Below are 22,134 nucleotides of genomic sequence, written 5' to 3' on the forward strand. Positions count from 1 at the left end.
CCTGCCGTCGCATCCACGGTTGGGTAGCCCCAGCCGCGAAAGCAAATCAGAATGCAAAGCCCCAGCTGGCGAACAAGGCACTTTCCCGCTCCAATTGGTAGCCGTTGTGATCGTCGGAAACCGGCTGCAACCATTCGAAGGCGAAATGGTTGCCGGCCAAATCGCCGCCGGGCACCGTGGCGTTCAAACCGAAGCCGACATCCCAGTAACGGCCGCCGTAGTTGGAAGCATGGTCTACCGGCGCATCGGTCGGATGTGCGGCGTTGAAGCCGCCGCGTATCGTGCCTTGCACGGTGTAGACGCCGCGCAGGGTAGCAGACAACCAATCCAACAACTGGTAGCCGCCCCAGACGCTGGATTGCATCATATCGCCCAGGGCATAACCGGCGCTGTTAGCGTCTTGCATACGCACGGTGCCGCCGACTTGCGCCCCCCAAGACCAAGCATCGCGTGAGCCGGTATAAGTCAGACTGGGCAGAAAATCCCAGGTACCGCTGCCCAATTGCATGCCGTAGTGAATGTATCCGGCCGAGCCGGCACTCGCGTTGTTGCCGTGATTATGCCCGCCCGGCACCAAGGCAATGCGATAATCTCCGGTCGGGGCACTAACCCCCAGCGTGGTATTGATCTGATGCTCGGCCGCATCGAACAATTTGAACATGGCGTACAGACCGGTATCGCCCACCCCGCCGGTCGCGTGTTTGAACAAATCGGTGCCGGCGCTAGCGGCATCGAATGGCCGTAACGCCATATTCATGTCCATGAATTGCGGCATGACCATCAAGTTCAGCCAATCGGTCGGCGCATACATGATGTTCAACATGTGCATATGCATATTCATGTAAGCCGGGACCGTCGCGCAGGTCTCGCCGCCGCAGGCGTTGGCCGCGATGGTTGAATCGCCGACCGTCCGGCTACCTTGCAGCATGCCGCCCGCCTGCCGGCCGTACATATAGCGGTAACCGACCATGAACTTGCCCTGCTGCATCATGTGGCCGAACATCACGCCGGCGGGAACGCTATCGTGATGCTGGTGAGCATGGTGATGGTGGGCGTGTTCGTCGTTACCGCGCAACGACACCGCTTCCAGATTGACTTTGAAACCGGCGTTGACCAAGTAATAATCGAAGTCGGCGTAACTATCCTCGCCACCGCCGCCCAGTTTCATGCCGCCGCCGTGCTTGTAATATTCGAACCCGGCGTCGAAAGTAATGCCTTTGGCAAAGGTTTTGCTGAACAACAAGCCGCCGCTCAACGCCCCGTATCCGGACAAACGGTGATCGCTGGAAAAATGACTGACGGGCAAGCGGCTAAAGTCGATGCCGCCGTTGGCCGTAGCCGGTTTGGCTTGGTTGAAGTAATAAACCGGCTGATAAAAGTCGGCCGCATCCTGAGTGTAATAACGCACTTTAGGCGTCACCGTCCAGCCGCCGCCTAAGGGCTGCTCCCAGGCAGCGGAAAAGGTATGCGCGGCGATAGCCCAATCGTCTTGAAAAAACCGGTAATCCAGGTGCAGAGCGGCGTCCAGCGGCTGCACATATTGCACGTATTTTAAGTCCAGATTGAACTGGTTGCGTTCGGCAGGCCGGTTTTCCAAGGCACTGATGATTTCCGCAACGTAAACGTCGTCCGGGTACACTGTATGCGCTTGATTCGGGTCTTTAAACACGAAAGTCGAGGCTTTATACGGATTGGACAAGTAACCGCTGCTGCGGGTAAAGCCCAGATTAGCACTGAGTAAGGCATGTTTGTTCAAAACCTGGGTAACACCCAACGATCCGCTCCAATCTTCCCGATCACCCATTACCGCCGTACCGCTTTGCGCGCCAACCGCGCCATAATCGATGTAGCCCTGCGCGCTGACCATCTTCTGCGCATAGACGCTGCTGTCGGTATAACTGAGACCGGCGTTAAGGCTGGTCAGCTTCTGATTGAGGTCCCAGCGGCCGTTGGCGCCGATAAAGCTGGAGTCGTAATCGCGTTCGCTGGAAACCCCGCCGTTCAGGTTCAGCTCGGCTTCGTCCCAAACATAACCCAGGCGCACGTTACCTTGTTTGCGGGTTTCCGGCGACGCGGAAGTGAGCATGTGCATCATCTGCTTGTCGGCGGCGGAACTGCGGTACACCAGATTGCCGTTGCTGTCGTAGCCTTCTTGCAGCGGGTTGAAGTTGGCATCTACCAACGCATTGGAACCGGTATTGACGTGGGCGGACGCACCGGACAGGCCTTCTATCATCATGCCTGCCGGCACCGTGGTAATCGGCGTGGCGCCGGACCAGGTGTCCTGAATGTAATCGAAGCCCAATTTGATGCGGTCGGCCAAGCGGATAGTGCTGCTGCCGTTCAGACTGTCCACCCGAATCGGCTGGGCCTGATTACCGAATTGATATTGGTTGCGAAAGCCTTCCTGGTAATAGCTGTATTCGAACGCGGCTTCGTCGTTTTCGGCCTCGGCCTGAGCCGGCAGCAGCAAGCCCGGCAATGCCAATGCCGCCAAGGTCAAGGCCTGTAGCGGCGATTTACGCGCTTCGCCGCCCACTGCGGCACCTGAATCAATAACAGCCACAACCGCCGCCGCCGGCCGAGCCGCTACCGGCCGCGGCTTCGCGCGAGCCGTAAACGTGTGCGTTGACGGCGTCCACCTCCGGATGCGGCTGCACCGCCATCTGCGGTTTTGCCAGCACGCCGCGCTCCCAGGGGGCCACCGGGCTACAAGCCACGAGTGCCTGCATCAGGAGCGCGGTCGATGCAATGCGTCGGCAACTAAACAACACGTTCAAGACCGTTCGCCTAGTGCTCGGCGATCAAGGTTTTCAGCAGCCCGCCTATCTCTTCGTTTTCGCCGCTGCGATAGCCCAGCCGCACATAGCGCACCTTGCCTTGACGATCGATCAAATAAGAGGACGGCATGGCTTTAACGTCGAACTGGCGGGCACATTGTTGCTCGGCATCGTAGGCGATCTGAAACTGGGCAGGCACTTGTTGTAAAAATTGTTCGGCGTCGGCGGCGTTTTCGTCCAGATTGACCGCCACCACCGCCAAATCGTCGCCGAATTCGCGTTGCAACTGATTAAAATAAGGAAAGGATTTGACACAAGGCCCGCACCATGAAGCCCAGAAGTCTACAAACAGCACCTTGCCGCGATAGCGTTCCAAGGGCAGCGAACTGCGGGTATCGAAAGCGGCCAACGCACAATTGGGTACCGGCTTATCGACTTCGATCGCCGAGGAGTCTGTGGAAACCCATATCATTCCGAACACTACAGCAATGGATAGCATTTTGCCCGGAAATGCTGAAACCTTCATTGATTTTGCCATGGCACATCGCTGATTTCTGTTCCTGTATGAACATCCGACGCAGTCAAACAGTGATATTCAAAGTGGTAACTTTGAATACCCGCTTTTGTTTTGTTAACCGCTAAAAAATAAAAGCCATTGCCTTTGCCGTCGATGTCATTTGCCACATCAACTGTGCGACTAGGAAGCTTGTCTTTAGAATTAGAGTCTGTCAGATTAATGATTGTTTCCGGAAACTCCGTAGCGACTTGCAAACTCAGAGGCGGTCCTTTTCTCTTAAGCGCTTTGACGGCGACTTCCAATTTTGCCGCATTACCGTTGCCGTTATTAGAACATTGAACGCGATAATAATCGGTAGCTGTCGCATCCGGCCCCAACAAACCATATTTGTCGTGGGCATTTAAAGGCAAACTGGTCGCCAGCAAAAGCATAGAAAAAAAACTACGTGACTCGGTTTTCATAACATCTCGGCGGTAAATGGTACTCACGGCTTACTGATCCTGCAGGGTTTCTAAACTCCCCGCAGTCGTGGCTTGCCCGCTGGAGTTCAAGCAACTGTATATGAAGGAATAGGACTTGCTATTGTCGTTGGCTTCACTGGTACCGGAATTATTGACGGAAATATAGTAATCCGTAGAGCCCCCGGCCGCTTGAGCGACGTTGATTTCCTGGCTGTATTCGTCGTCGCCGGTTAAATCGCTAACGTTCAATGCGGACGCCACACCCGACCCGCGATTGACCACTTGTCCGCTCAACACCGGCAGCGAAGCCACCCATTGATCTACAGGGATAGCAGAGGTATTGGTCAATTTCAGGTGCAGGCTTGCGGTCTCGCTGGGAGAAACCTTTTTATTCGATTTACAGCGAATGGCGATCTTGGCCTTTTTACTGTTTTTAATTTTTCGGACTTTCCCGCTTTTCAAACCCGCCGATTTGGTAGCGTCGCCGTTGCTATTGCTGCACTGGTATTCCACAGCGTAAGTCTGCGGCGTGGTCAGTACGTCGTTAGTACCCACGGTATCCAAGGTGATCAGATACTTACCGTTGCCTACAGCCAGCGTGGTTTCGTCGCTGTTTCCGGAGTTGGCAGTTAGATCGGCCAGACTCTCGCCGCCACTGGAAATTGCGGCGTTGACAACTTGAGGTGGAATTTCGGTACTGGAGTCCAGCGATTCGTCGCGCAGTTTGAAACTCACCGATGCGGTGTCTACAGCGCAGCTTAATTTAAAAAAATCGCTGCTCCCCACCGCGCTAGACAGCGATTTCGAGCCGGAATCGTCGGCAAAACTGTTCGAGGTTGCTATGGGAACCAGCGCACAGAGAAATAGGCTGGAAATTCGAGCGGTTTTTGTCATCAGGATACACATCTGTGAATGGCTAGCTATGCGGACTAGAAAGTGCGGCAAGCTATTATACGAAGCTAATTAACTGAGGTACATTCGTGTGACCAAATTGCTTAGCCGAAGCGAGCACTTACGCTCGGTAATATGCACCATCCTTGGCGCTTAGCGTTTTCTCAAACTCTCGATTACGGATTAATTCCAAACTTTAGGAATAGCGAAATTTGCGTCTATGTAGCTGTCAGTCGGCCAAATTACAACAGTCTTCCCTGCAGGACAGGCCACGGAGTTGTCAACGGTGATCGTCGCTGGTTCCCCCCCGCGAGTAGTTGAGCTCGTACCATCAACTACTTCTGTATACTTGTCAGTAGTATTAGGCATCCATAAATTAACATGCCCCTTTTTAAATCCTTTGGTCTTACAAACATCGGCAATACTGACTTTAATTTGCAATTCCTTTGTGCAACCTTTAATGTCGGTACCGGAAGTATCCTGAATATTCAGCTTCTTCATGTGGAAAGGCACTAACCCGATAAAGCCCTGTTGAAACCGGCCTTTATAACTGTTAAACCCAATTGTGGTAGTCGCGTTATTTATTGAAATTTGTTTCAACGATTGTTTGGCAAAAATTTCATTACTGGAAACCGGTCGAAATTTGCCTGCTAACGATTCGCCAAGGATGTTTTCTACCGTGACATCAACAGGGGTATGCGTGGAGTCTTCGACGGTCGTAATATAGGCATCGCTACCACCAGTAGGGAAAAGCACACTTTGAGCGATCACGTTGATATAGTTACCCGTTTCGTTTCCATTTTTATCTACGGTCTCACAGCTGTGAGTAATGATGAGTTGATTGACTCCAGCTGCTACCTCTCCTGACGCATCCGCGTTGACCGTACCATTAAGTACACTGGTATGAGCATAAGCGTTGACGCTTAAACCAACCAACAACGCGCCGGCTCCCGCCAGTAAAGCTTTTTTCGGTTTAAACATGATTGTCCCCCCTAACGTGATGATCTGATTTGGTCGAATTACAAAGAGTCCGGTATACGTCGTCAAAACCGCCTGAGATTGCTTCCCGCAACCCTATCGGATCGACATACCGATAATACCAGTCCGTAATTGCAAGCACAAACCAGACCACCTATATAACATATATAAATCAATAACTTAAAATAAACAAATTATTAAACTATGTTATTTAACTGATTTTATATGGGTTAACCCTGTGATATGCCTTATTCAAATCGCTTTGGCAGCATAGGGCATTCACCTTTTCTTTGGGCTTCTGACACCGGCGCAACGCTGCTGACAGCGCCGACAAGACTAAGCTAACAGGGTGTTGAAATTTGCCTATATGCCTTCGGCTTCAAAACCATTTTTTGGTTTTGTTGGGCTTCTGGAAGCCCGATCAGGCCTCAAAAACCGGTTTTAGCCGGTTATATTCGCCCCGAAGGGCGTTAAATTCCGCCTTTTGGCGGATTTCAGGCGCACCACCGCCTAGGCGGTACTGTATCGCCAGCCGAAAATGGTACCCATGCGCGTCAGGTTATAGGCGGCAAAGGTAAAAATCGTTTGCGCGGCGACCTTCTTTAACCCCGGAACTTGGTTTGGCGTAGCGGGCCGACCGTCTTGGCCCAACCGAAGACTTCTTCGATCCGCTTGCGGACGTTGAGGCTTTTCCGGTAACCCTCATGCCGTGTGGTACGTCCGTCGATGGCCGAACCTTTTTCCTTGCTGGCGACATGCGGCGTGACTTTGCGCTGGCGTAACTTGGCGACAAAATCCTGCGTATCGTAATTTTTGTCGGCGGCCAAGGTCGCGCCCGGTTTGTGGATCGTGCGTTTGACCATGGCATGGGCCGCCTCGCGTTCTGCGGTGCCGGTGGCCTGGGTGACTTCGACGTCGACGACCAAGCCATTACGGTTCTCCATCAAGGCATGACCGAGGAAAGCCAGCTGCGATTTGTCGCCCTCGCTCTTTTTGTACAGCCGAGCATCGGGGTCGGTGCGTGATGCGTGGGTTTCGTTACTGCGTTTCTCGCCCTTGAAGTTGACCGTGGGATTGCGGCCGCCATCTTCCGGCGGCGGGGTCGAGCCGTCTTTCTTGACGAAACTCTTGTGCGAGGCCCAGGCTTGAATCAGTGTGCCATCTACGGAGAAGTGCTCGTCGGAGACAAGCTTTTTCCAATCCGCCAAGGCCAGTACCCGTTCGAAAAACAAGCGGCTGATCCGTTCGTTGAGCAAACGGTCGCGGTTGGCGCTGAAGGTCGAGTGATCCCATACCTCGTCGTCCATCGTCAAGCCGACGAACCAGCGGTACAAGAGGTTGAAGTCGATATGCTCCACCAGTTGCCGTTCCGAACGGATGGAAAATAGCACTTGCAACAAACTGGCGCGCAACAAGCGTTCCGGCGGAATGGAATCTCGACCGCGACGAGCGTAGAGCGCGTCGAACTCGTCGTTTAGCGTGGCGAGCAACAAGTCGACCACTTGACGCAGCTTGCGTAGCGGATGCTTTTTGGGAATCCGGCTTTCCAGGGTTCGGTAACTGAACAGGTCTTCTTGAGTAATGTCGGCGCCGCGCATGGGGTCAATGCAATAGATTGGAGATAGAACTATTTTATCATTTAGAACAATACTTTATGATTTACCAACACATCTGACTCAACCAGCCAATGCGGGTTACAGGGGAGATAAAATCAACAGCCTGCTAAGCCCTATCTATATTGGGCAGGATTGCAAGATTTGAAATGCGTGGGAAAAGGTTATGAGTGAATTGAACTGCGCTAATCAGATTTTCAGACTGATTTGCCAATTTTAGACTCTCCGGATACGAAATTTACCGACCGCAGATACCTTACGACTATATTATCCGGCAGCGGGACGGCATTAATTCTTGTCGCGGTCAACTAGTCGAAACCTACGTTTTTCCGATTTCCCGAATTTATTGTAATGGTCCCATCCGGAATGAAAAAAACCTTTTGAAATGGCCTCGGCAACATCCGGGTAATTATCTAAGTACCATATTTCGTCAAATAAACTACCGTCACTTATATCTTCCGTAATCAACAAACTCAATTCCGGATCGTCATCCGTCATATTTTGGACGAATTTACATGGAGCATTTCGGCAAACGGAATGAATTTTATTTGACTTTATTGCCTGCCTCAATTCCATTGCCACTTTACCGTTCCAAATCTCTTCGGCACTGGCTTTATTTAAATTCCCTAACTCACCCTGAGCGAAACAACAAGGTCTAATTGCGCCGTTTGCGGTAACCATCATCCAAGTCCAAGGATAATGACAATCTTTTACGGTAGGTTTGTTAGAGGTCATCGAAATAAACTTGTTTATTCTGATCCAAATATACTCCGACATTTAATTCTTTTGCTAAAGCCAATGCCTCAGCAATACATCGATTAGACAGCTCCGGATAATTCCATAATCCTTCTTTAGCATAGTCAAACACCCAATCGCCTTTATTAACGACATAGCGCGCCATTTCAGTCTCCGTCCAACGATTTAAATGCCAGAAAAGCAGTTTATTCACGGCCAAGCGAGCTGCGAGACGAACAAGCTCGTTCAACTCTTCTATATTGCTTCTCATCAACGTCATATTTAAATATACCAGCGGATAAGTACGGCTCTTACGATTACGCTCGGCGATTAAATTCTCAATATTTTTTACTACTTTAGCAAAATCTCCGCCGCGGATTCTTGTATACGTTACCTCGGTAGCCGCATCCAGAGACACATTAACAATTTTTATATTCGATTTAATTATTTGATCCGTTTTGGCTTGATCCAATAAAACTAAATTAGTATTTACCGAAGAATCGCAGGATGCCGTTGACGGCAAGTATTGCAATAAATGCCAAAAAGACGGGCTAAACAACGGTTCGCCGATTCCGTGCAATTGAATCATGGTCGAATTGCGAACATAAGGAAGCAATTTATCCATCAATTCGTTGGACAAATGCTTGGGACGATCGACGCCGTTAATTCCGTGCGGACACATCACGCACTGCAAATTACACCGAGAAGAAGTCTCTAACGTCAACATATTCGGCATACTGTTAACCTTGACCACACCGGCTTTGAACTCTTCCAACGCCAGCTTGGCATTTTCTTGCGCGCTCCGGCGATTGACTCTATACAACGCCGTTTTTTGTTCGACCGTTTCATATAAACGCTCATAATCCGCTACCGACAAAAATGGTGCTACCCGCTCCAAAAAAGTAGCGCATAAATCTTTCAAACCTGAACTGTCCAACTGATCGACTTTCTGCGCCCATATCGCTTCAATATAGCCTCTTGCCCATTCCGCACTGCAATCGCCGTAATATTTAAATACGATGCACATACTCTGAATCACCAGAGCGGCACAGTTTTCGGTAGTATAGCGGCCCGGATATACAGCGGTTATTGTTTGAATTGCGTTGACAAATCCAATTCGCTGCCGAAGGCGATAGAAAGCCCTGACCCAAAAATCGAAATCGCATTGCGATTCTAGTGATTGATCGAATTTGCCGATCAGACTCAGCAAGCACCATTTAAAGAATACTGCCGGGGGGCAAAGAAAGTTACCGGCCGAGTTGGCATTAGTCGCTTGCTTCGCCGGAAATGCCGGGACGAATTCGATTTTTGCCCCACTCGCATCCTGCGTTTCGCCTCGCCCGTATACCATCAGCAAATCCGCTTCTGCGCTAACCGCAGAAATCGCGCGCTCAATCGCCGCGAGAGTGTATACGGTGCCGGGAGGCATCCAACCGATAATCGTTCCCTTAGCTTTATCGAGAGCCAGGTTATAGGCCTGAGCCGTACCGATATTCGGATACGAATAATAACGAAGCCTGGGATCAGCGTCCCGTATTCGCTTCAACTCGTCTGGCGTACCGTCCGCCGAAGCTCTATCCACAACAATGAGCTCAATATTGGAATAAGATTGAGCCAATATGCTCTCGACCGTCTGCAACAACGGCAGGCGTTGATTACAAGACGTCACAACGATCGAAACGAGTTCTAAACAGTTATCCATCTTAATGTTTTTCATATTGCACTGATTTCTCAAAAAAATTGTGCAATCGCCATTTTGCCGCTAATAGAGCTTACACACGCTTGTATTGTCGCCCTGCCGGAAAATTCGGGCGGGGGACGCTTGGCACTCACAAACGCAACTCCAGCACCCGTTGAATTTCCGCGTCGGTCAGAACGATAGGATTGGTTTGCATGCTGCTCCCCCGGCTGTTGGCGACTATCATCGGAAAATCCCCGCCGGCAATACCGAATTCGCCAAGCCTGGGTAAGCCCAGGCACCGACTCCAATCGTGCAACACGTCGACCAAGGCGGAACGAGCCGTCTCGTCCTTTAAGTCGTGGTCGCCCGCCAACAAGCGCCCGACCCCGGCGTATTTTGCCAAAGCCGGATGCCCGGGCTCGCGTTCCAGCAAAGCTTGGATGTTGATTTGCGTAGCCGCGGCAACCAAAGTACCGCAAACGACACCGTGCGGTATCGGAAAATAGGCGCCTAGCGGGGAAGCCAAGCCGTGCACCGAACCCAATCCCACTTGCGCCAGGGTAATGCCGGACAACAACGCGGCATAGGCCATGGCCGCCCTACCCTGCGCCGCTTGCGGTTCCACGCCTTGCCAAGCGGCGAAAAAACCGGATTCGACTGCCTGCATACCGCTCCAGGCCAACGCATCGCTAAAAGGATTGGCTTTCAACGACACGTAGGATTCCAACAACTGGGTAAAGGCATCCATACCGTCCGCCGCCAGCAAATCCGGCGAACAACTCGCCAACAACTCCGGATCGACTACCGCGTATTCGGGCACCAAACATTCGTCCCTGAACGACTTTTTAAAACCGTTTGCGCCTTGAACGCTCAACACTGCATTTTTGGTGGCCTCGCTGCCGGTGCCGGCCGTGCTGGGTACAGCAATAAACGGGGTACTGGGGCCGCGGTAAGGCACGTTTTTGCCCACGCCTTCCAAATGATCCATGACCGAATTGCCGTGCGGCAACAAGCCGGCAATCGCCTTGGCTGCGTCCAACACGCTGCCGCCGCCTATACCGACCACGACGTCTATATTGCGTCCGGCGAAATCGCTGACCGCACTATCCACCAGTAGCGGGGAAGGTTCGCCGGATACCGTGAAATGCTGCCAGCTTAAACCGGCGGCTTCCAGCGATGCGATGAAAGCCTGCCAGCGCGGCGAGCCGCAAAACGAGCGTTTACCGGTAACCAACAACGCCTGTCGGCCGTATTTGGCCGCCAGTGCCGGTACTTGTTGAATGCAGCCGTTACCGAATATCACCCGCGGCAACCTGGAAATGGCAAAAGGAGAAAACAACATGAGGCTTATTCCTGCGGTAACAAACCGTGGTAACAAATGCCCTGACGCGGCTCCGCCATCCAGTCCGCGACCGTTTCGCGCCAAGCCAAGTAGTGAGCGGTTTCTTTATGCGCGGCCGCGTCCTGCGCCGTTAGATAAGCTTCGTACAATACAAAACGGGTAGGATCGTCCGCCGCTTGCAATACGTCGAAACGCCGGTTGCCGGCCTCGCAAATCGACGCCAGATGATTGTCGCGGGTAGCGGTGATAAACGCGTCGAGGTGTTCAGGTTTGACGTGAACGTGAACCAAGGTGACATGCATAACGCTGGCCTCATAACCGGAAAGTAATTCCGTATTATACGCCAGCGACAGCCAAGACCGCCGCGCCGTATCCCGCCAATATCGGCGCTTGCGGGTCGAGCACGGGGCATCCCCCCAACAAATTCGGAAAGCAGCGGAACCGTGGGAAAGCTTGATGCGAAAGTCCGGCCGGGAGGGACGCATTGCCGCGAAGACGGCTTGTCACCTCGCTCCTACTCCGGCTGCTATGGCCATTGATACCGGGCGAATGAATCGCCCCTACGCCCGATTAATTCCGAAGCTATCGCTACCAACCTCATTAGAAGCGTCCGAACTTGGTCTGATCGAAGCGATCGGCAGCCGGTTGTTGGCGTTTGCCCGCACTTTTGCTGGACGAGTTGTCAGGCTTGTCCGGCAATTTAAAGGTTGGATTCGGCGCTCCTTGCGCATTGGCATCGATTTTGAAAAAAGCCATCAAATATTGCAGCTGTTCTGTCTGGCTGGTCATTTGTTCGGCAGTCGCGGCAAGCTCTTCGCTGGCCGCCGCATTTTGCTGAGTGACGTAACTCATTTGATTCATCGCCGCATTGATTTGACTGGCTCCTGTCGCTTGTTCCTGCGAAGCCGCGCTAATTTCCTGTACCAAATCCGAGGTTTTGGCAATGCTAGGCACGATTTCCGCTAACAATTCTCCGGCGGATTCGGCGGTTCCGACGCTGGTTTCGGCCAATTCGCCGATTTCCTGCGCAGCTATCTGGCTGCGTTCCGCCAGCTTACGCACTTCGGCGGCAACCACCGCGAAACCCTTCCCGTGATTGCCCGCCCTAGCCGCTTCGATCGCGGCGTTCAGCGCCAGCATATTGGTTTGATAAGCAATGTCGTCGATGATGCCGATCTTGGCGACGATTTGCTTCATCGCTTCGACGGTATGTTTGACCACTTCGCCGCCCTCCTCGGCTTCCTTGGCCGCTTTGGTCGCCATGGCATCGGTCAGTTTAGCGTTATCGGCGTTTTGATTGATGCTGGCTGCCATTTGCTCGATACTGGCACTGGTTTCTTCCACACCCGCCGCTTGTTCGCTGGAGGCTTGCGACAGGGATTGCGAAGTCGCGTTGATTTGCTCGGCAGCATTGCCCAGTTGCTCGGTGGCGCTGACAACCTCCGCTATCGTAGCGGACAACTTGCCTATGGTGTTGTTAACGCTGTTCTTGAACTCCGCCAACCGGCCTTGATAGTCGCCTTGCACCGTTCCGGTCAGATCGCCTTGTTCGACCATGGAGAGTACCTCTATGGCCTCGTTCACCGGCAAAATCACCGCGTCCAGGGTATCGTTCACACCTCGCACGATCTGTCGGTAATCGCCGAAATGCCTGTCGGCGTCCGCACGCACATCCAAGCGCCCTTCCTTCGCGGCTGCAGCCAGCATACCGGCGTCGTCTATCAAGGCTTGCACGTTGGCAACCGCGGCATTCAAACTTTCTTTGAGTTGATTGAATTCCAAACCGTAATCGTTGCCGTCTCGGACCGGCATCTCGCCGTTGCCCAGTTTGCCTAAGCCTTCCAGCATGACATTGACTGGGCGGAGTACGCCGGTGACCGTGACCCAGCTCAGGTATAAAAACACCCCGAATAGCACCAGCAACATGCCGAACCGCAGGGTAATGTCAGTGCGTATTCTGTCGATACGCGCATCCAAGGTATTCAGCAACATCTTGTTGAGCGATTCCGAAGCGTTGAAATACATATCCACCACGACCGTAATCTGCTCGAAAAAGCTTTTGGCCGAGTAATCGATTATCTTGGCCACGACGATTTCGGCATCTATCAGCTTTGCCACTTTATGCGCTTCTCCGAGCATTTTTTGCGTTTCGGCAAAGATGGTCTTATCGCCGATGGAAATTTTGCCCAGGTTTTCCTCGACCAGTACCTGATACACATCCAGCGTCTTGGTGGCATGATAAACCTTGTTTGCATCGTCGGGCCCTAATTGCTTGGAAGTCAGCACCTTGGTGCCCATGGCACGCAATCCGCCGAGCAACTCGGCCATTTCCGGCAATTGACTCACCGCAACGGAACTCAGATAGAAACCGTCAATTTCAGGATCCAGGCTGAGTCCGGAGGCATCCAGCACTTTGCGGTTGAACTGCAATAATGTATTTATCCACTCGGTATGTTGCGTCAAACTCGCTTTGGGATCCATAGTCTCGACACTGCCGGCCAATTGTTCCCAAGCTTGACGCAATTGTTGCCATTGCCGGCTCATGCCCAAGTCAGACAATCGCAGGTCTAACGCGTCGACTTCGGTAACTTGACTATCGATCTGCCGACGTTTCGCCCGCCAACTATCGCTTAAGCCGTCATTTCCTGACAAAACCCCGCTACTCAAGCCACGGTGTTGTTGCACCAGTTGCAATAATTTAATGGTGGCTTGCAAATATTCGACCCCCCGCTTTTCCCTGTGGGTGTCGGCTATAGACCGGGTACTGGAAAGGATGACTGACGCACTGGGAATGGCAAACATCACCACCGCCAAAACGATCAAGCCCAGAAATTTGTGAGAAAGTTTGAATTTATTCATGAAAATTGCTCTCGGTTAACGTTCCGTGTAAGCACCGGGAGCAAAAATCGACGCGTTTTCTCCCAAGCCCAACAAGCCAAGACTGTTCAAAAACTCGATTATGCAACGGTCTTCGCTGAACCGATGAAACACAGGCCTAAATAGTAGTCAAGGCTAAGAGAAATACTACCCTACAAACTGAGGCGTTTTTTATGAACCTGAATGCCGCGAGGCTAAGCATCAATAAGTAGGCTCATGCGTCGCTCCCGCTTTCCTGAATTTGTGGTATCGACAGGGGGATTGGTCACGCAATATGACGTTTGTGTGTAGATCGGAAACCTTTAAAGTCTGCCGACGATTTGCGGACGAAAACAAAAATACAACAGCAATATTCCTTGGCACAAATGAATGGCCCAAAAAGTCAGAAGCAACACCGCCAAGGCTATTTCCGGCAGCCATTGATCGGCAACGGCTACCGGCAACAAAACCTGCGCCAGCGCGATTCCGCCGAACATGGCCAGCAACGGCATCAAATACAGGATGATCGACGTTAAAATCAAGTGCGAGTCGTCTATGGCAACTCGCACTTGATCGCCAACCCGCAAGGTCAAGTCGCAGTCCACCGCAAATTCGCGTTGCGGCAACAGCTTGCTCAACGTTGCAGTAGCGCACGCGGATTGCTTGGCACATCCGCCGCAGGCACTGCTGGCTTGGCTTTTAATCCAGGCCTGACCGCCGGCTATTCGGGTAACAGTGGCGATTTCCTCTATCATCGTTCGATCAAACGAAATTTCGACCGATGGGATGGCCGTCGACGAATTGAAGCCGTTTTTCTTTAAACACTATCATTCCATGCTCTTCCGCCACTTTAAGCGGCCTAAGCTTTTGTCCCTCGCACACCGGACTTAAACATTCCCCGGTTTCCGGATGAAATAAAAACCCGTGCATGGAACAACGCAAATACCGGCGCTCTTCGTCGAAAATCCCGTCGGATTGGCAATTCAACGGCCTGTGCATGTGCATGCAATGGTTGACGTACGCGTAAACTTTGCCGAGATAGCGAAAAATCACCGCATTGACGGCTTGTTGCCCGGGCGAACGGCTATTGAGCACCACATCGACGGTTAAAAAGGCTTTTTCGGCTAAAGCGCCGGCAGCGGCTATACGCATTTTATGCCAAAACGGGCTCGAGTTCGGTCAGCCAGTCCGCCAAGCGGTCCTCGGAAAGCTCTTTTTGATTATCTTCATCCAGCACCAAGCCGACGAACTGACCGTCCACAACCGCTTTAGACTTGTTGTAGGTGTAACCGTCCGTGCTGGTAAAACCGACCATGGTGGCGCCCAATTCGGAGAATTTGTCGTACAGCATGCCCAGGGCATCGACAAAATTGTCGGGATAACCTTCCTGATCGCCCAAACCGTAAAGCGCAATCGTTTTGCCGGAGAAATCCGCTCCGTCCAGGTTAGGCATGAATTCTTCCCAACTTTCGGACGAGGTTCCGGCGGTTAGGCCCGGCAATTCGCCGTCGCCGTAAGTAGGGGTACCCAAAATCAGTACGTCGTAGGCCAATAGATCGTCGACACTGGCTTTGTTAATATTTTCGGGCTTGGCCACGCCCAATTTTTTGGCGATTTGTTTTGCGACTTTACGCGAGTTGCCGGTATCTGTACCGAAGAATATACCTACATTTGCCATGGATGTTTGCTCCTTGTGATAGAAATTAAAGTTGAATTTGTAATAGCGCTGGTTTTTCCGCCGGTTGCTGCGCCTGCCACTGTTCCGGGGTGAATGTTTTTAAGGTCACGGCATGCAAACGGCCGCTCGCCAAAGGTTCGCTCAAAGTCGCCATAACCCCTTGCTGCTGTTTCAATAGGGATTGCCCGCCGAATATCTCGCTGACCACTACGATGCTGAGGTCGCAACCTTCGCCCTCGATCATAATAGTCGACCCCGGATAGTCGCCGTGTATCAAATTTTCCACTTCAGAGTGGGTAATGACATTGGCAGCGCCGGCCACCGGCGCGATGGCCGCCTGCAACATGGGCAATAAACTGCCGTCATTGTTCATAGATTCGATAATGTCCGCACCGCCGACTAACTCTCCCTTGATAAATAGCTGGGGAAACGTAGGCCATTTGGAAACCGACGGCAGTTTTTCCCGAATAAACGGCGCTTGCAGTACGTTCACATAAGTAAACGGCACTTTGGTTGCGTTCAAAATATTCACGGCCTTTTCGGAAAATCCGCATTCCGGCGCGGACGGAACGCCTTTCATATAAATAATCACCGGATTTTCGGCTAACTGTTTGAGGATTTTATCTTTGGTGCTCATTATGTAATCTCTTTAAAGTGATAGTCGACCCGTCGCAAGCGCAGGCTTATTCGCCGCCGGACAAGCGTTGCAGCTTCGGTTCTTCCCGCGTGTCGCATTCGACCAACTGAATTTCGCCTTCGCCTTTGACGACTTCGGCGGTGACGATGCAGCGGGAAACGTTTTCTTTGGACGGTACGTCAAACATGGTGCGGCGCAACACGGTTTCCATGATGCTGCGCAAGCCTCTGGCACCGGTGTTGCGGGCGATGGCTTTTTCGGCGATTTCCACTAAAGCGTCTTGGGTAAACTCCAGCTCGACCTCGTCGAATGCGAACAATTGTTGATATTGCTTGACCAGCGCGTTTTTGGGTTCGGTCAACACTTGAATCAAGGCGTCGACGTCCAAAGGCTCCAGCGGCGCCAACACCGGGAAACGGCCGATAAATTCCGGAATCAGGCCGAAGCGTTTCAAGTCGTCCGGCTGAGTCGCGTTCAACATCGCTTCCAATGACGGTTTGTCGTCCGGATTACTGACTTCCGCATGAAAACCAATCGCGGTTTTTGGCGGCATCAAGCGTTTTTCCACGTGTTTTTCCAAACCGGGGAATGCGCCGCCGGCAATGAACAGGATGTTGCGGGTATCGACCGTCACCGTGTCGCTGCCGCTATGATCCTTACGCCGGCCTTTGGCCGGCACTTTAACGTGCGAGCCTTCCACCAGGCGCAACAAGGCTTGTTGCACGCCTTCGCCGGAAACGTCGCGCGTTCCGAATGCTTGTTCCGGGCTGCGGGCGATTTTGTCCACTTCGTCGATATATACAATGCCCCACTCGGCTTTGCTGATTTGCCCGTCCGCGACGTCCAGCAAACGAACCAAAATATTTTCGACGTCGTCACCGACGTAACCGGCCTGGGTCAGGGTGGTAGCATCGGCCACGGTGAAAGGAACCCCGACAATTTTCGCCAAGGTGCTGGCCAGCAAGGTTTTACCGGTACCCGAAGGCCCGATCAACAGGACATTGGATTTGCCGATTTCCACGTTGGTATCGGCCTCGCCTAAACCGTCCGCTTTGCTGCTTTCATGCTTCAGGCGTTTGTAATGGTTGTAAACCGCTACCGACAAAATTTCCTTGGCCAAATTTTGGCCAATCACGTACTGATCCAGAATGGCTTTGATTTCTAAAGGCTTAGGCAACGTCGTTTGCATCTCGTTGAGTTCTTTCTTTTTACCCCAACTCGACACCACTTGGCTGGCTAACTGTACGCAAGCCTCGCAAATGTAGCCTTCGGTACCGGCGATCATCGGAACGGAAGCCGACGCAGCTATGCCGCAAAACGAACAATGTTTAGATTCTTTCGCCATGTCTGTCACCATTTAGATTAGGGTGATCGTAACCACCGTGGTTGAATAGTAGACCGTATCGCTACGGTTTTCCGGCCGGCAAACTCGCCAGCCAGGTTCGTTGGCAATTGCGGCGGGAGCGATCCTGCATCAATTGTTTGATCTTAGGCGCCGCTTTTTTCAGAGACACCGTTTCCGCGTGAATGATTTTTTGACATTGAATTAAATGGAAGCCGATTTCGGTCTCGACTATGTCGCTGATTTGATTTTCTTTCAGCCCAAACAAAGCGGCATCCAACTCAGGAAAGAGTTTCCCGGCCACGATGGTACCCAATTCGCCGCCATTCAGAGCCGTAGGGCATTCGGAATTTTTTAAGGCAAGTTCGGCAAATTTATGCGGTTTGCGCTTTAAAGTCGCCTCGATTTCTTCCATACGCGACCTAGCCGTTTCCCGCGTATTTTCCGGATAATCCGGATTAATGCTGATCAGAATGTGACGAGCAACCCGTTGTTCGGGCTGGCGAAATTTATCGGGATGTGAGTGGTAGAAAATACCGATTTCTACCTCGTTAACTTTAGGCGCACGCGAACCGACTTTTTCCAATATCGCGTTAACCTTACATTGTCGCGACAAGGCGGATTTCAACATGCCCTCGTCTAAATTATTGGCGCTCAATGCCTTGAAAAACGCTTCATCATTATCAAAACGCCCTTTGATTTCGTCAAATGCTCGACTCAATTCTAGATCGGAGATGATGACACCAACCGCCTCGGACGAATTCAACACCCGGTTTTCGATGTCGTATTCGCTTTTTGCTTGGCGTTCTGCCTGATGCAACTGCGTTTCTTCCAAATCGGCTGGCGGCTTTTTGAATAAGCTCAACGAAGCGCGCAGCAGAGTATAGGGCTCGACGGCAACGTTCACGTGCTGATTCATATTAATCCTCTGGTTCTCTGAAATTAGCCGGGTCGGCCGGTTCCAACACTTTTTCCGGCACTTGCAAGGTACGCCCCGGAAAACGGATGTGGTACTGCAAGGGTTGGGTTTCCCGCAAAATCTTCAAGACTTCGCCCTCGGCACCTTTATGTACAATGATTTCACCTTTCACCGCCAAATCGATGGAGCACACGACCTTGTCGCGAAATTCGAAACGACTCGGGTTCCAGGGCGCATCGGCTGGAATCAATTCCTCGGCGCGGCAACCGACCATCCGGTTTTGATTCAAAAAGTGTACGGTGTATATCACCTGATCTTGCAAAAAAGTACCTACCTCAATCACATGGCCGATACTGCCGCGCCGTATCAACAGGTCACCGATTTCCTTACCGGGATAGGTACCGTCGTTTCTAACGTTTCGTGTAAGTCTAACTGCTTCGCCAAATTCGAAACGTTCTTCGTCAAAGCGTTCTTCGATCATGTTTTGATATCCCCTAGGGAGATAAATACGGTTGCAGGTTCCACGTCTTTGAATACCTTGAAGACTTTCTCGGTCAAGGCGTCGGATTCCACGAAGTCTTGATAAGCCCTGGCTAGCAGCTTTTTGTAGACTTCCCGTTTAGCCTCTTCTTCTTCCGGGAGTTGTTCCGCTCCTTGGCTCAAGTAATCGTGAAAACGTTGCAAGATGTGCAAGCGGTTTACATGGACTACCGTTTGATCGTAAGGCAATTGGAAATACAGTAAAAAGTCTTCTGCGGATTCCAGCTCTTCGATGTCGTCTTCAAAACTCATGGGTTACCTCGCGGCAATTAGATGATCCAGGTTGCCACTGTCGCCTCCCAGCGCGTACATCACCAATAACAGCACCAGCATGACGGAAGCCTGGGCTAAAAACGGGTCGTGTTCGGGTTTATGCTTCATCATGGCAATTACCTCGGGTTAAGGACGGGTAAACCCGCCGTTGCAAAAAGGACTTATTTCATTCCTAACTCATTAAAAAGGGCCGATTATGTTAGGGTCGCTCGCCAGCAGATACATGACCAGCAATGCGAACAGCAAGACGGGAAGCAGAGAGATATCCGGTTTTTCTTTTAGCATGTCATCACCTTAGTTTGATTACTTGCCACTCATCCCGCGGCGACGGCTTGCGTTTGCAACACCAGCTCCAGTAAACCTCTAGCGCCTATCCGATCTTTGTCGTCCAGCGCCACTAATTTTTCGAATATGCCGCGGCTCAATTCCAAATTGTGCAGACGCATGTTCAAGAAACCGATCGATTTCAGGGTAAACAGGTAAAAACGTATCCGGCTCAACAATTCGCCGGGCGCGGCCGTAATGTGCTCCTTGCTCAACAGCCGCCAATCGTCCGGTACATCCAAGCCGCGCCTAACCAGCAGCAGAGCCCGTTCCGAAATCATCAACGCTTCCTCCAACCGGTGCTGGTAGTAATAAAACCGATTGAGCGATACCAACACGTTAAAAGATTCCGGCGCCCGCAAATAGGCTTTCAGCAGCGGCAGTTCCGCTTCGCCGTTAGCGTAGCCGTCGGATGCGGCTTTGATCAGCTCTTGCACCTCGTGGCTGTCTTCTTGCTCGTAATACAAATCCTGTGGGTCGAAATCCAGTAAATCCATTATCGTCTTCCCGCTATCTGCTCTAAAGCCACCGTTTCCTCCCCATGACAGACGGTCTCCGCATCGCAGCCGCCGCAATTTTCTCCGCTGATTTGGAACAATTTTTCTTGATCCGCTTCCAGCTTATCCAGCCGCTCCACCAGACAAGTCAATGCCTTGCCTACCGGATCCGGAACCAAATGGTGGTCTAAATCGATACCGCGCGGGTCTTTGATCTTGACGCCTTTTTGCTGAATGATCCGCCCCGGAATGCCGATGACGGTACAACAAGGCGGCACGTCTTTGATGACTACCGAGTTGGCGCCGACTCTCACGTTGTTGCCCAGGGTTATGGCGCCCAGGATTTTGGCACCCGCCCCGACCAACACATTGTCGCCCAAGGTAGGGTGGCGTTTTTCCTTGTTCCAGGTAGTGCCGCCTAGCGTTACCCCGTGATACAAGGTCACGTCGTTGCCGATTTCCGCGGTTTCGCCGATCACCACGCAGGCGCCGTGGTCGATGAAAAAACGCTTGCCTATGGTAGCGCCGGGATGAATGTCGACGTTGGTCAACCAACGGGCAAAGGCAGCCAATAACCTCGCGGCCAATTTCCAGTCCGCATGCCATAAGCGGTTGGTCATACGGTACAGCAATACCGCGTGCACTCCCGGATACGCCAACAAGACTTCCACGATATTGCGTGCCGCGGGATCTCTGGCGAACACGCAAGCCACGTCCTCCCGCCAGTCCTGCCACAGAGTAACCTTGCGGTTACGAGGAGGTGAGAAAAACATCATTTTGCCAAGCTCCATTTGGTTTTACCCGGCGCCGGCACCCCCGGAACTTTAAAAAAACTGCCAGGATAGCGATCGTCCTGTTCTTGCTGCGGCAAACCGGGCAGGGTTTCCAGTTTGACTTCGGATTTCAGGCTTTGCTTTTGACGTTGACTGTTCATCGGACACCTCACTATAAACTGAGTAGGAATTGACTTAGATCGGTCGATTGCGGCGCCCGTTTATGGGTAGCAACGAATTGACGGATTAAAGGCAGCAAGCGTCCTGCTTGCCAACGGTTGATCGGGATGCCGAGTTGACGATAGGCATGCACCACACCCTGGCTACCGGAATGTTTACCGAGCACCAATTGATGGCTTCTGCCTACCACGGCCGGGTCTACCCCTTGATAATTGATGGGATCTTTCAGCAAGCCGTCGACGTGGATACCCGCTTCGTGGCTAAACACGTCCCGGCCGATTAAACTCTTGCGGCTGCCGATGGTATCGCCGGACGCGGCGGCCACTTGTTCCGACAAACTGGGAAAGTCCCGCAAATCCACGCCGGTATCGATACCGTATAACTGTTTCAGGCCGACCACGACTTCTTCCAAAGCGGCATTACCGGCGCGTTCCCCGAGTCCGTTGACCGTGGTATTGACATGAGTCGCACCGGCCAGTGCCGCCGCCAAGGTGTTGGCGGTCGCCAAGCCCAAATCGTCGTGCGCGTGCATTTCTATATCCATGTCGGTCGCGACGCGCAATTTTCGAATCGCGTCGTGCACGCCGAACGGCTCCATGATTCCGACGGTATCGGCGAAACGGATGCGGCTGGCACCCGCCCGTTGCGCGGCTTCGGCCATTTGCGCCAAAAAGTCGCTGTCGGCCCTGGAAGCGTCTTCCGCCCCGACGCAAACGTTCAAACCGGCATCGACAGCGGCTTTAACGCAATAATCGATAGTGTTCAACACCCATTCGCGGCTTTGCTTGAGCTTATGTTTGATGTGTTGATCGGATGCGGAAATGGACAAATCGACCGAACCGACGCCCAAATCCAAACAATGGGCCAAATCCTCCTGACGCATCCTGGACCAAACCAACAAATTGCACGGCAAATTCAAACCGACGATGGCTTTGATTTCCTCACGCTCTTGTTCGCCCATGGCCGGAATCCCGATTTCCAACTCCGGCACACCCAAACCCGCCAAGCGTGTGGCGATTTCGAGTTTTTCGTCGAGAGAAAAAACCACCCCTGCCGATTGCTCGCCGTCGCGTAACGTTGTATCGTCGATAATGATGCTGCGGGTGATGGCTTGCAT

The 22,134-nt window shown here is 52.2% G+C and carries 24 protein-coding genes and 1 pseudogene; all 25 read right to left on the minus strand.

Translation table 11 applies throughout. The features are described 5' to 3' along the window. Positions 1-46 precede the first annotated feature (46 nt). Positions 47-2,566 carry a DUF3570 domain-containing protein gene (locus AB0A83_RS16085; protein WP_367154717.1) on the minus strand — a complete coding sequence of 840 codons (2,520 nt, stop codon included), beginning with the start codon at positions 2,564-2,566 and terminating at the stop codon, positions 47-49. Then, a complete protein-coding gene (locus tag AB0A83_RS16090) occupies positions 2,553-2,732 on the minus strand; it encodes a DUF4266 domain-containing protein (RefSeq protein ID WP_150050130.1) in 180 nt (59 codons plus the stop codon). Before AB0A83_RS16090 ends, AB0A83_RS16085 begins: the two co-directional genes overlap by 14 nt. Positions 2,733-2,790: 58 nt before the next feature. Next, positions 2,791-3,306, minus strand: a complete 516-nt coding sequence (locus AB0A83_RS16095) for a TlpA disulfide reductase family protein (RefSeq protein ID WP_232056679.1) — start codon at positions 3,304-3,306, stop codon at positions 2,791-2,793. Further along, a complete protein-coding gene (locus tag AB0A83_RS16100; RefSeq protein WP_150050132.1) occupies positions 3,303-3,758 on the minus strand; it encodes a hypothetical protein in 456 nt (151 codons plus the stop codon). Before AB0A83_RS16100 ends, AB0A83_RS16095 begins: the two co-directional genes overlap by 4 nt. Before the next feature lie 30 nt (positions 3,759-3,788). After that, a complete protein-coding gene (locus tag AB0A83_RS16105) occupies positions 3,789-4,652 on the minus strand; it encodes a hypothetical protein (protein WP_150050134.1) in 864 nt (287 codons plus the stop codon). 180 nt (positions 4,653-4,832) lie between these two features. Continuing rightward, positions 4,833-5,630: a hypothetical protein gene (locus tag AB0A83_RS16110; protein ID WP_150050136.1), complete on the minus strand. Its 798-nt coding sequence runs from the start codon at positions 5,628-5,630 to the stop codon at positions 4,833-4,835. A 507-nt stretch (positions 5,631-6,137) separates the two neighbouring features. Then, positions 6,138-7,225: pseudogene (locus AB0A83_RS16115) on the minus strand (IS5 family transposase). Positions 7,226-7,528: 303 nt separating this feature from the next. Further along, positions 7,529-7,975, minus strand: coding sequence for an SPASM domain-containing protein (locus AB0A83_RS16120; RefSeq protein WP_190303169.1), 447 nt, complete (start codon positions 7,973-7,975; stop codon positions 7,529-7,531). Beyond that, positions 7,965-9,692, minus strand: a complete 1,728-nt coding sequence (locus AB0A83_RS16125; protein ID WP_150050140.1) for a glycosyltransferase — start codon at positions 9,690-9,692, stop codon at positions 7,965-7,967. Before AB0A83_RS16125 ends, AB0A83_RS16120 begins: the two co-directional genes overlap by 11 nt. 112 nt (positions 9,693-9,804) lie before the next feature. Next, a complete protein-coding gene (locus tag AB0A83_RS16130; protein ID WP_150050142.1) occupies positions 9,805-10,998 on the minus strand; it encodes an iron-containing alcohol dehydrogenase in 1,194 nt (397 codons plus the stop codon). Between the two features lie 5 nt (positions 10,999-11,003). Beyond that, positions 11,004-11,300, minus strand: coding sequence for an antibiotic biosynthesis monooxygenase (locus AB0A83_RS16135; protein ID WP_150050144.1), 297 nt, complete (start codon positions 11,298-11,300; stop codon positions 11,004-11,006). Positions 11,301-11,598: 298 nt separating this feature from the next. Beyond that, on the minus strand, positions 11,599-13,857 hold the full coding sequence (locus AB0A83_RS16140) for a methyl-accepting chemotaxis protein (protein WP_367154718.1): 2,259 nt from the start codon (positions 13,855-13,857) through the stop codon (positions 11,599-11,601). Between the two features lie 320 nt (positions 13,858-14,177). Further along, positions 14,178-14,609 (minus strand): SoxR reducing system RseC family protein, encoded by a 432-nt coding sequence (locus AB0A83_RS16145; RefSeq protein ID WP_150050146.1) that lies wholly within the window; start codon positions 14,607-14,609, stop codon positions 14,178-14,180. Between the two features lie 7 nt (positions 14,610-14,616). Continuing rightward, entirely contained in the window at positions 14,617-15,006 is a 390-nt protein-coding gene (locus AB0A83_RS16150; protein ID WP_367154719.1) for a Rieske (2Fe-2S) protein, read from the minus strand. A 1-nt stretch (position 15,007) separates the two neighbouring features. Next, complete coding sequence (locus AB0A83_RS16155; RefSeq protein WP_150050150.1) at positions 15,008-15,532, minus strand: flavodoxin; 525 nt, start codon at positions 15,530-15,532, stop codon at positions 15,008-15,010. 25 nt (positions 15,533-15,557) lie between these two features. Then, positions 15,558-16,169 (minus strand): Grx4 family monothiol glutaredoxin, encoded by a 612-nt coding sequence (gene grxD / locus AB0A83_RS16160; RefSeq protein ID WP_150050152.1) that lies wholly within the window; start codon positions 16,167-16,169, stop codon positions 15,558-15,560. 46 nt (positions 16,170-16,215) lie between these two features. Continuing rightward, a complete protein-coding gene (gene clpX, locus AB0A83_RS16165) occupies positions 16,216-17,514 on the minus strand; it encodes an ATP-dependent Clp protease ATP-binding subunit ClpX (protein ID WP_367154720.1) in 1,299 nt (432 codons plus the stop codon). A 61-nt stretch (positions 17,515-17,575) separates the two neighbouring features. Then, complete coding sequence (gene nifM, locus AB0A83_RS16170; RefSeq protein WP_150050157.1) at positions 17,576-18,430, minus strand: nitrogen fixation protein NifM; 855 nt, start codon at positions 18,428-18,430, stop codon at positions 17,576-17,578. Between the two features lies 1 nt (position 18,431). Next, positions 18,432-18,911, minus strand: coding sequence for a nitrogen fixation protein NifZ (locus tag AB0A83_RS16175; protein WP_150050159.1), 480 nt, complete (start codon positions 18,909-18,911; stop codon positions 18,432-18,434). After that, positions 18,908-19,222, minus strand: coding sequence for a nitrogenase-stabilizing/protective protein NifW (gene nifW / locus AB0A83_RS16180; RefSeq protein ID WP_150050161.1), 315 nt, complete (start codon positions 19,220-19,222; stop codon positions 18,908-18,910). The genes AB0A83_RS16175 and nifW overlap by 4 nt, the downstream gene beginning before the upstream one ends. 3 nt (positions 19,223-19,225) lie before the next feature. After that, entirely contained in the window at positions 19,226-19,354 is a 129-nt protein-coding gene (locus AB0A83_RS16185) for a hypothetical protein (protein WP_269473488.1), read from the minus strand. A gap of 203 nt (positions 19,355-19,557) precedes the next feature. Next, positions 19,558-20,064, minus strand: a complete 507-nt coding sequence (locus AB0A83_RS16190) for a hypothetical protein (protein ID WP_150050163.1) — start codon at positions 20,062-20,064, stop codon at positions 19,558-19,560. Continuing rightward, positions 20,064-20,840, minus strand: coding sequence for a serine O-acetyltransferase (cysE, locus tag AB0A83_RS16195; RefSeq protein WP_150050165.1), 777 nt, complete (start codon positions 20,838-20,840; stop codon positions 20,064-20,066). The genes AB0A83_RS16190 and cysE overlap by 1 nt, the downstream gene beginning before the upstream one ends. After that, complete coding sequence (locus tag AB0A83_RS16200) at positions 20,837-20,998, minus strand: hypothetical protein (protein WP_190303170.1); 162 nt, start codon at positions 20,996-20,998, stop codon at positions 20,837-20,839. The genes cysE and AB0A83_RS16200 overlap by 4 nt, the downstream gene beginning before the upstream one ends. A gap of 11 nt (positions 20,999-21,009) precedes the next feature. Continuing rightward, positions 21,010-22,134 carry a homocitrate synthase gene (nifV, locus tag AB0A83_RS16205; RefSeq protein ID WP_367154721.1) on the minus strand — a complete coding sequence of 375 codons (1,125 nt, stop codon included), beginning with the start codon at positions 22,132-22,134 and terminating at the stop codon, positions 21,010-21,012.

The organism is Methylomonas sp. HYX-M1 (assembly GCF_040741385.1).
GTDB classification, from domain to species: Bacteria; Pseudomonadota; Gammaproteobacteria; order Methylococcales; family Methylomonadaceae; genus Methylomonas; species Methylomonas rhizoryzae.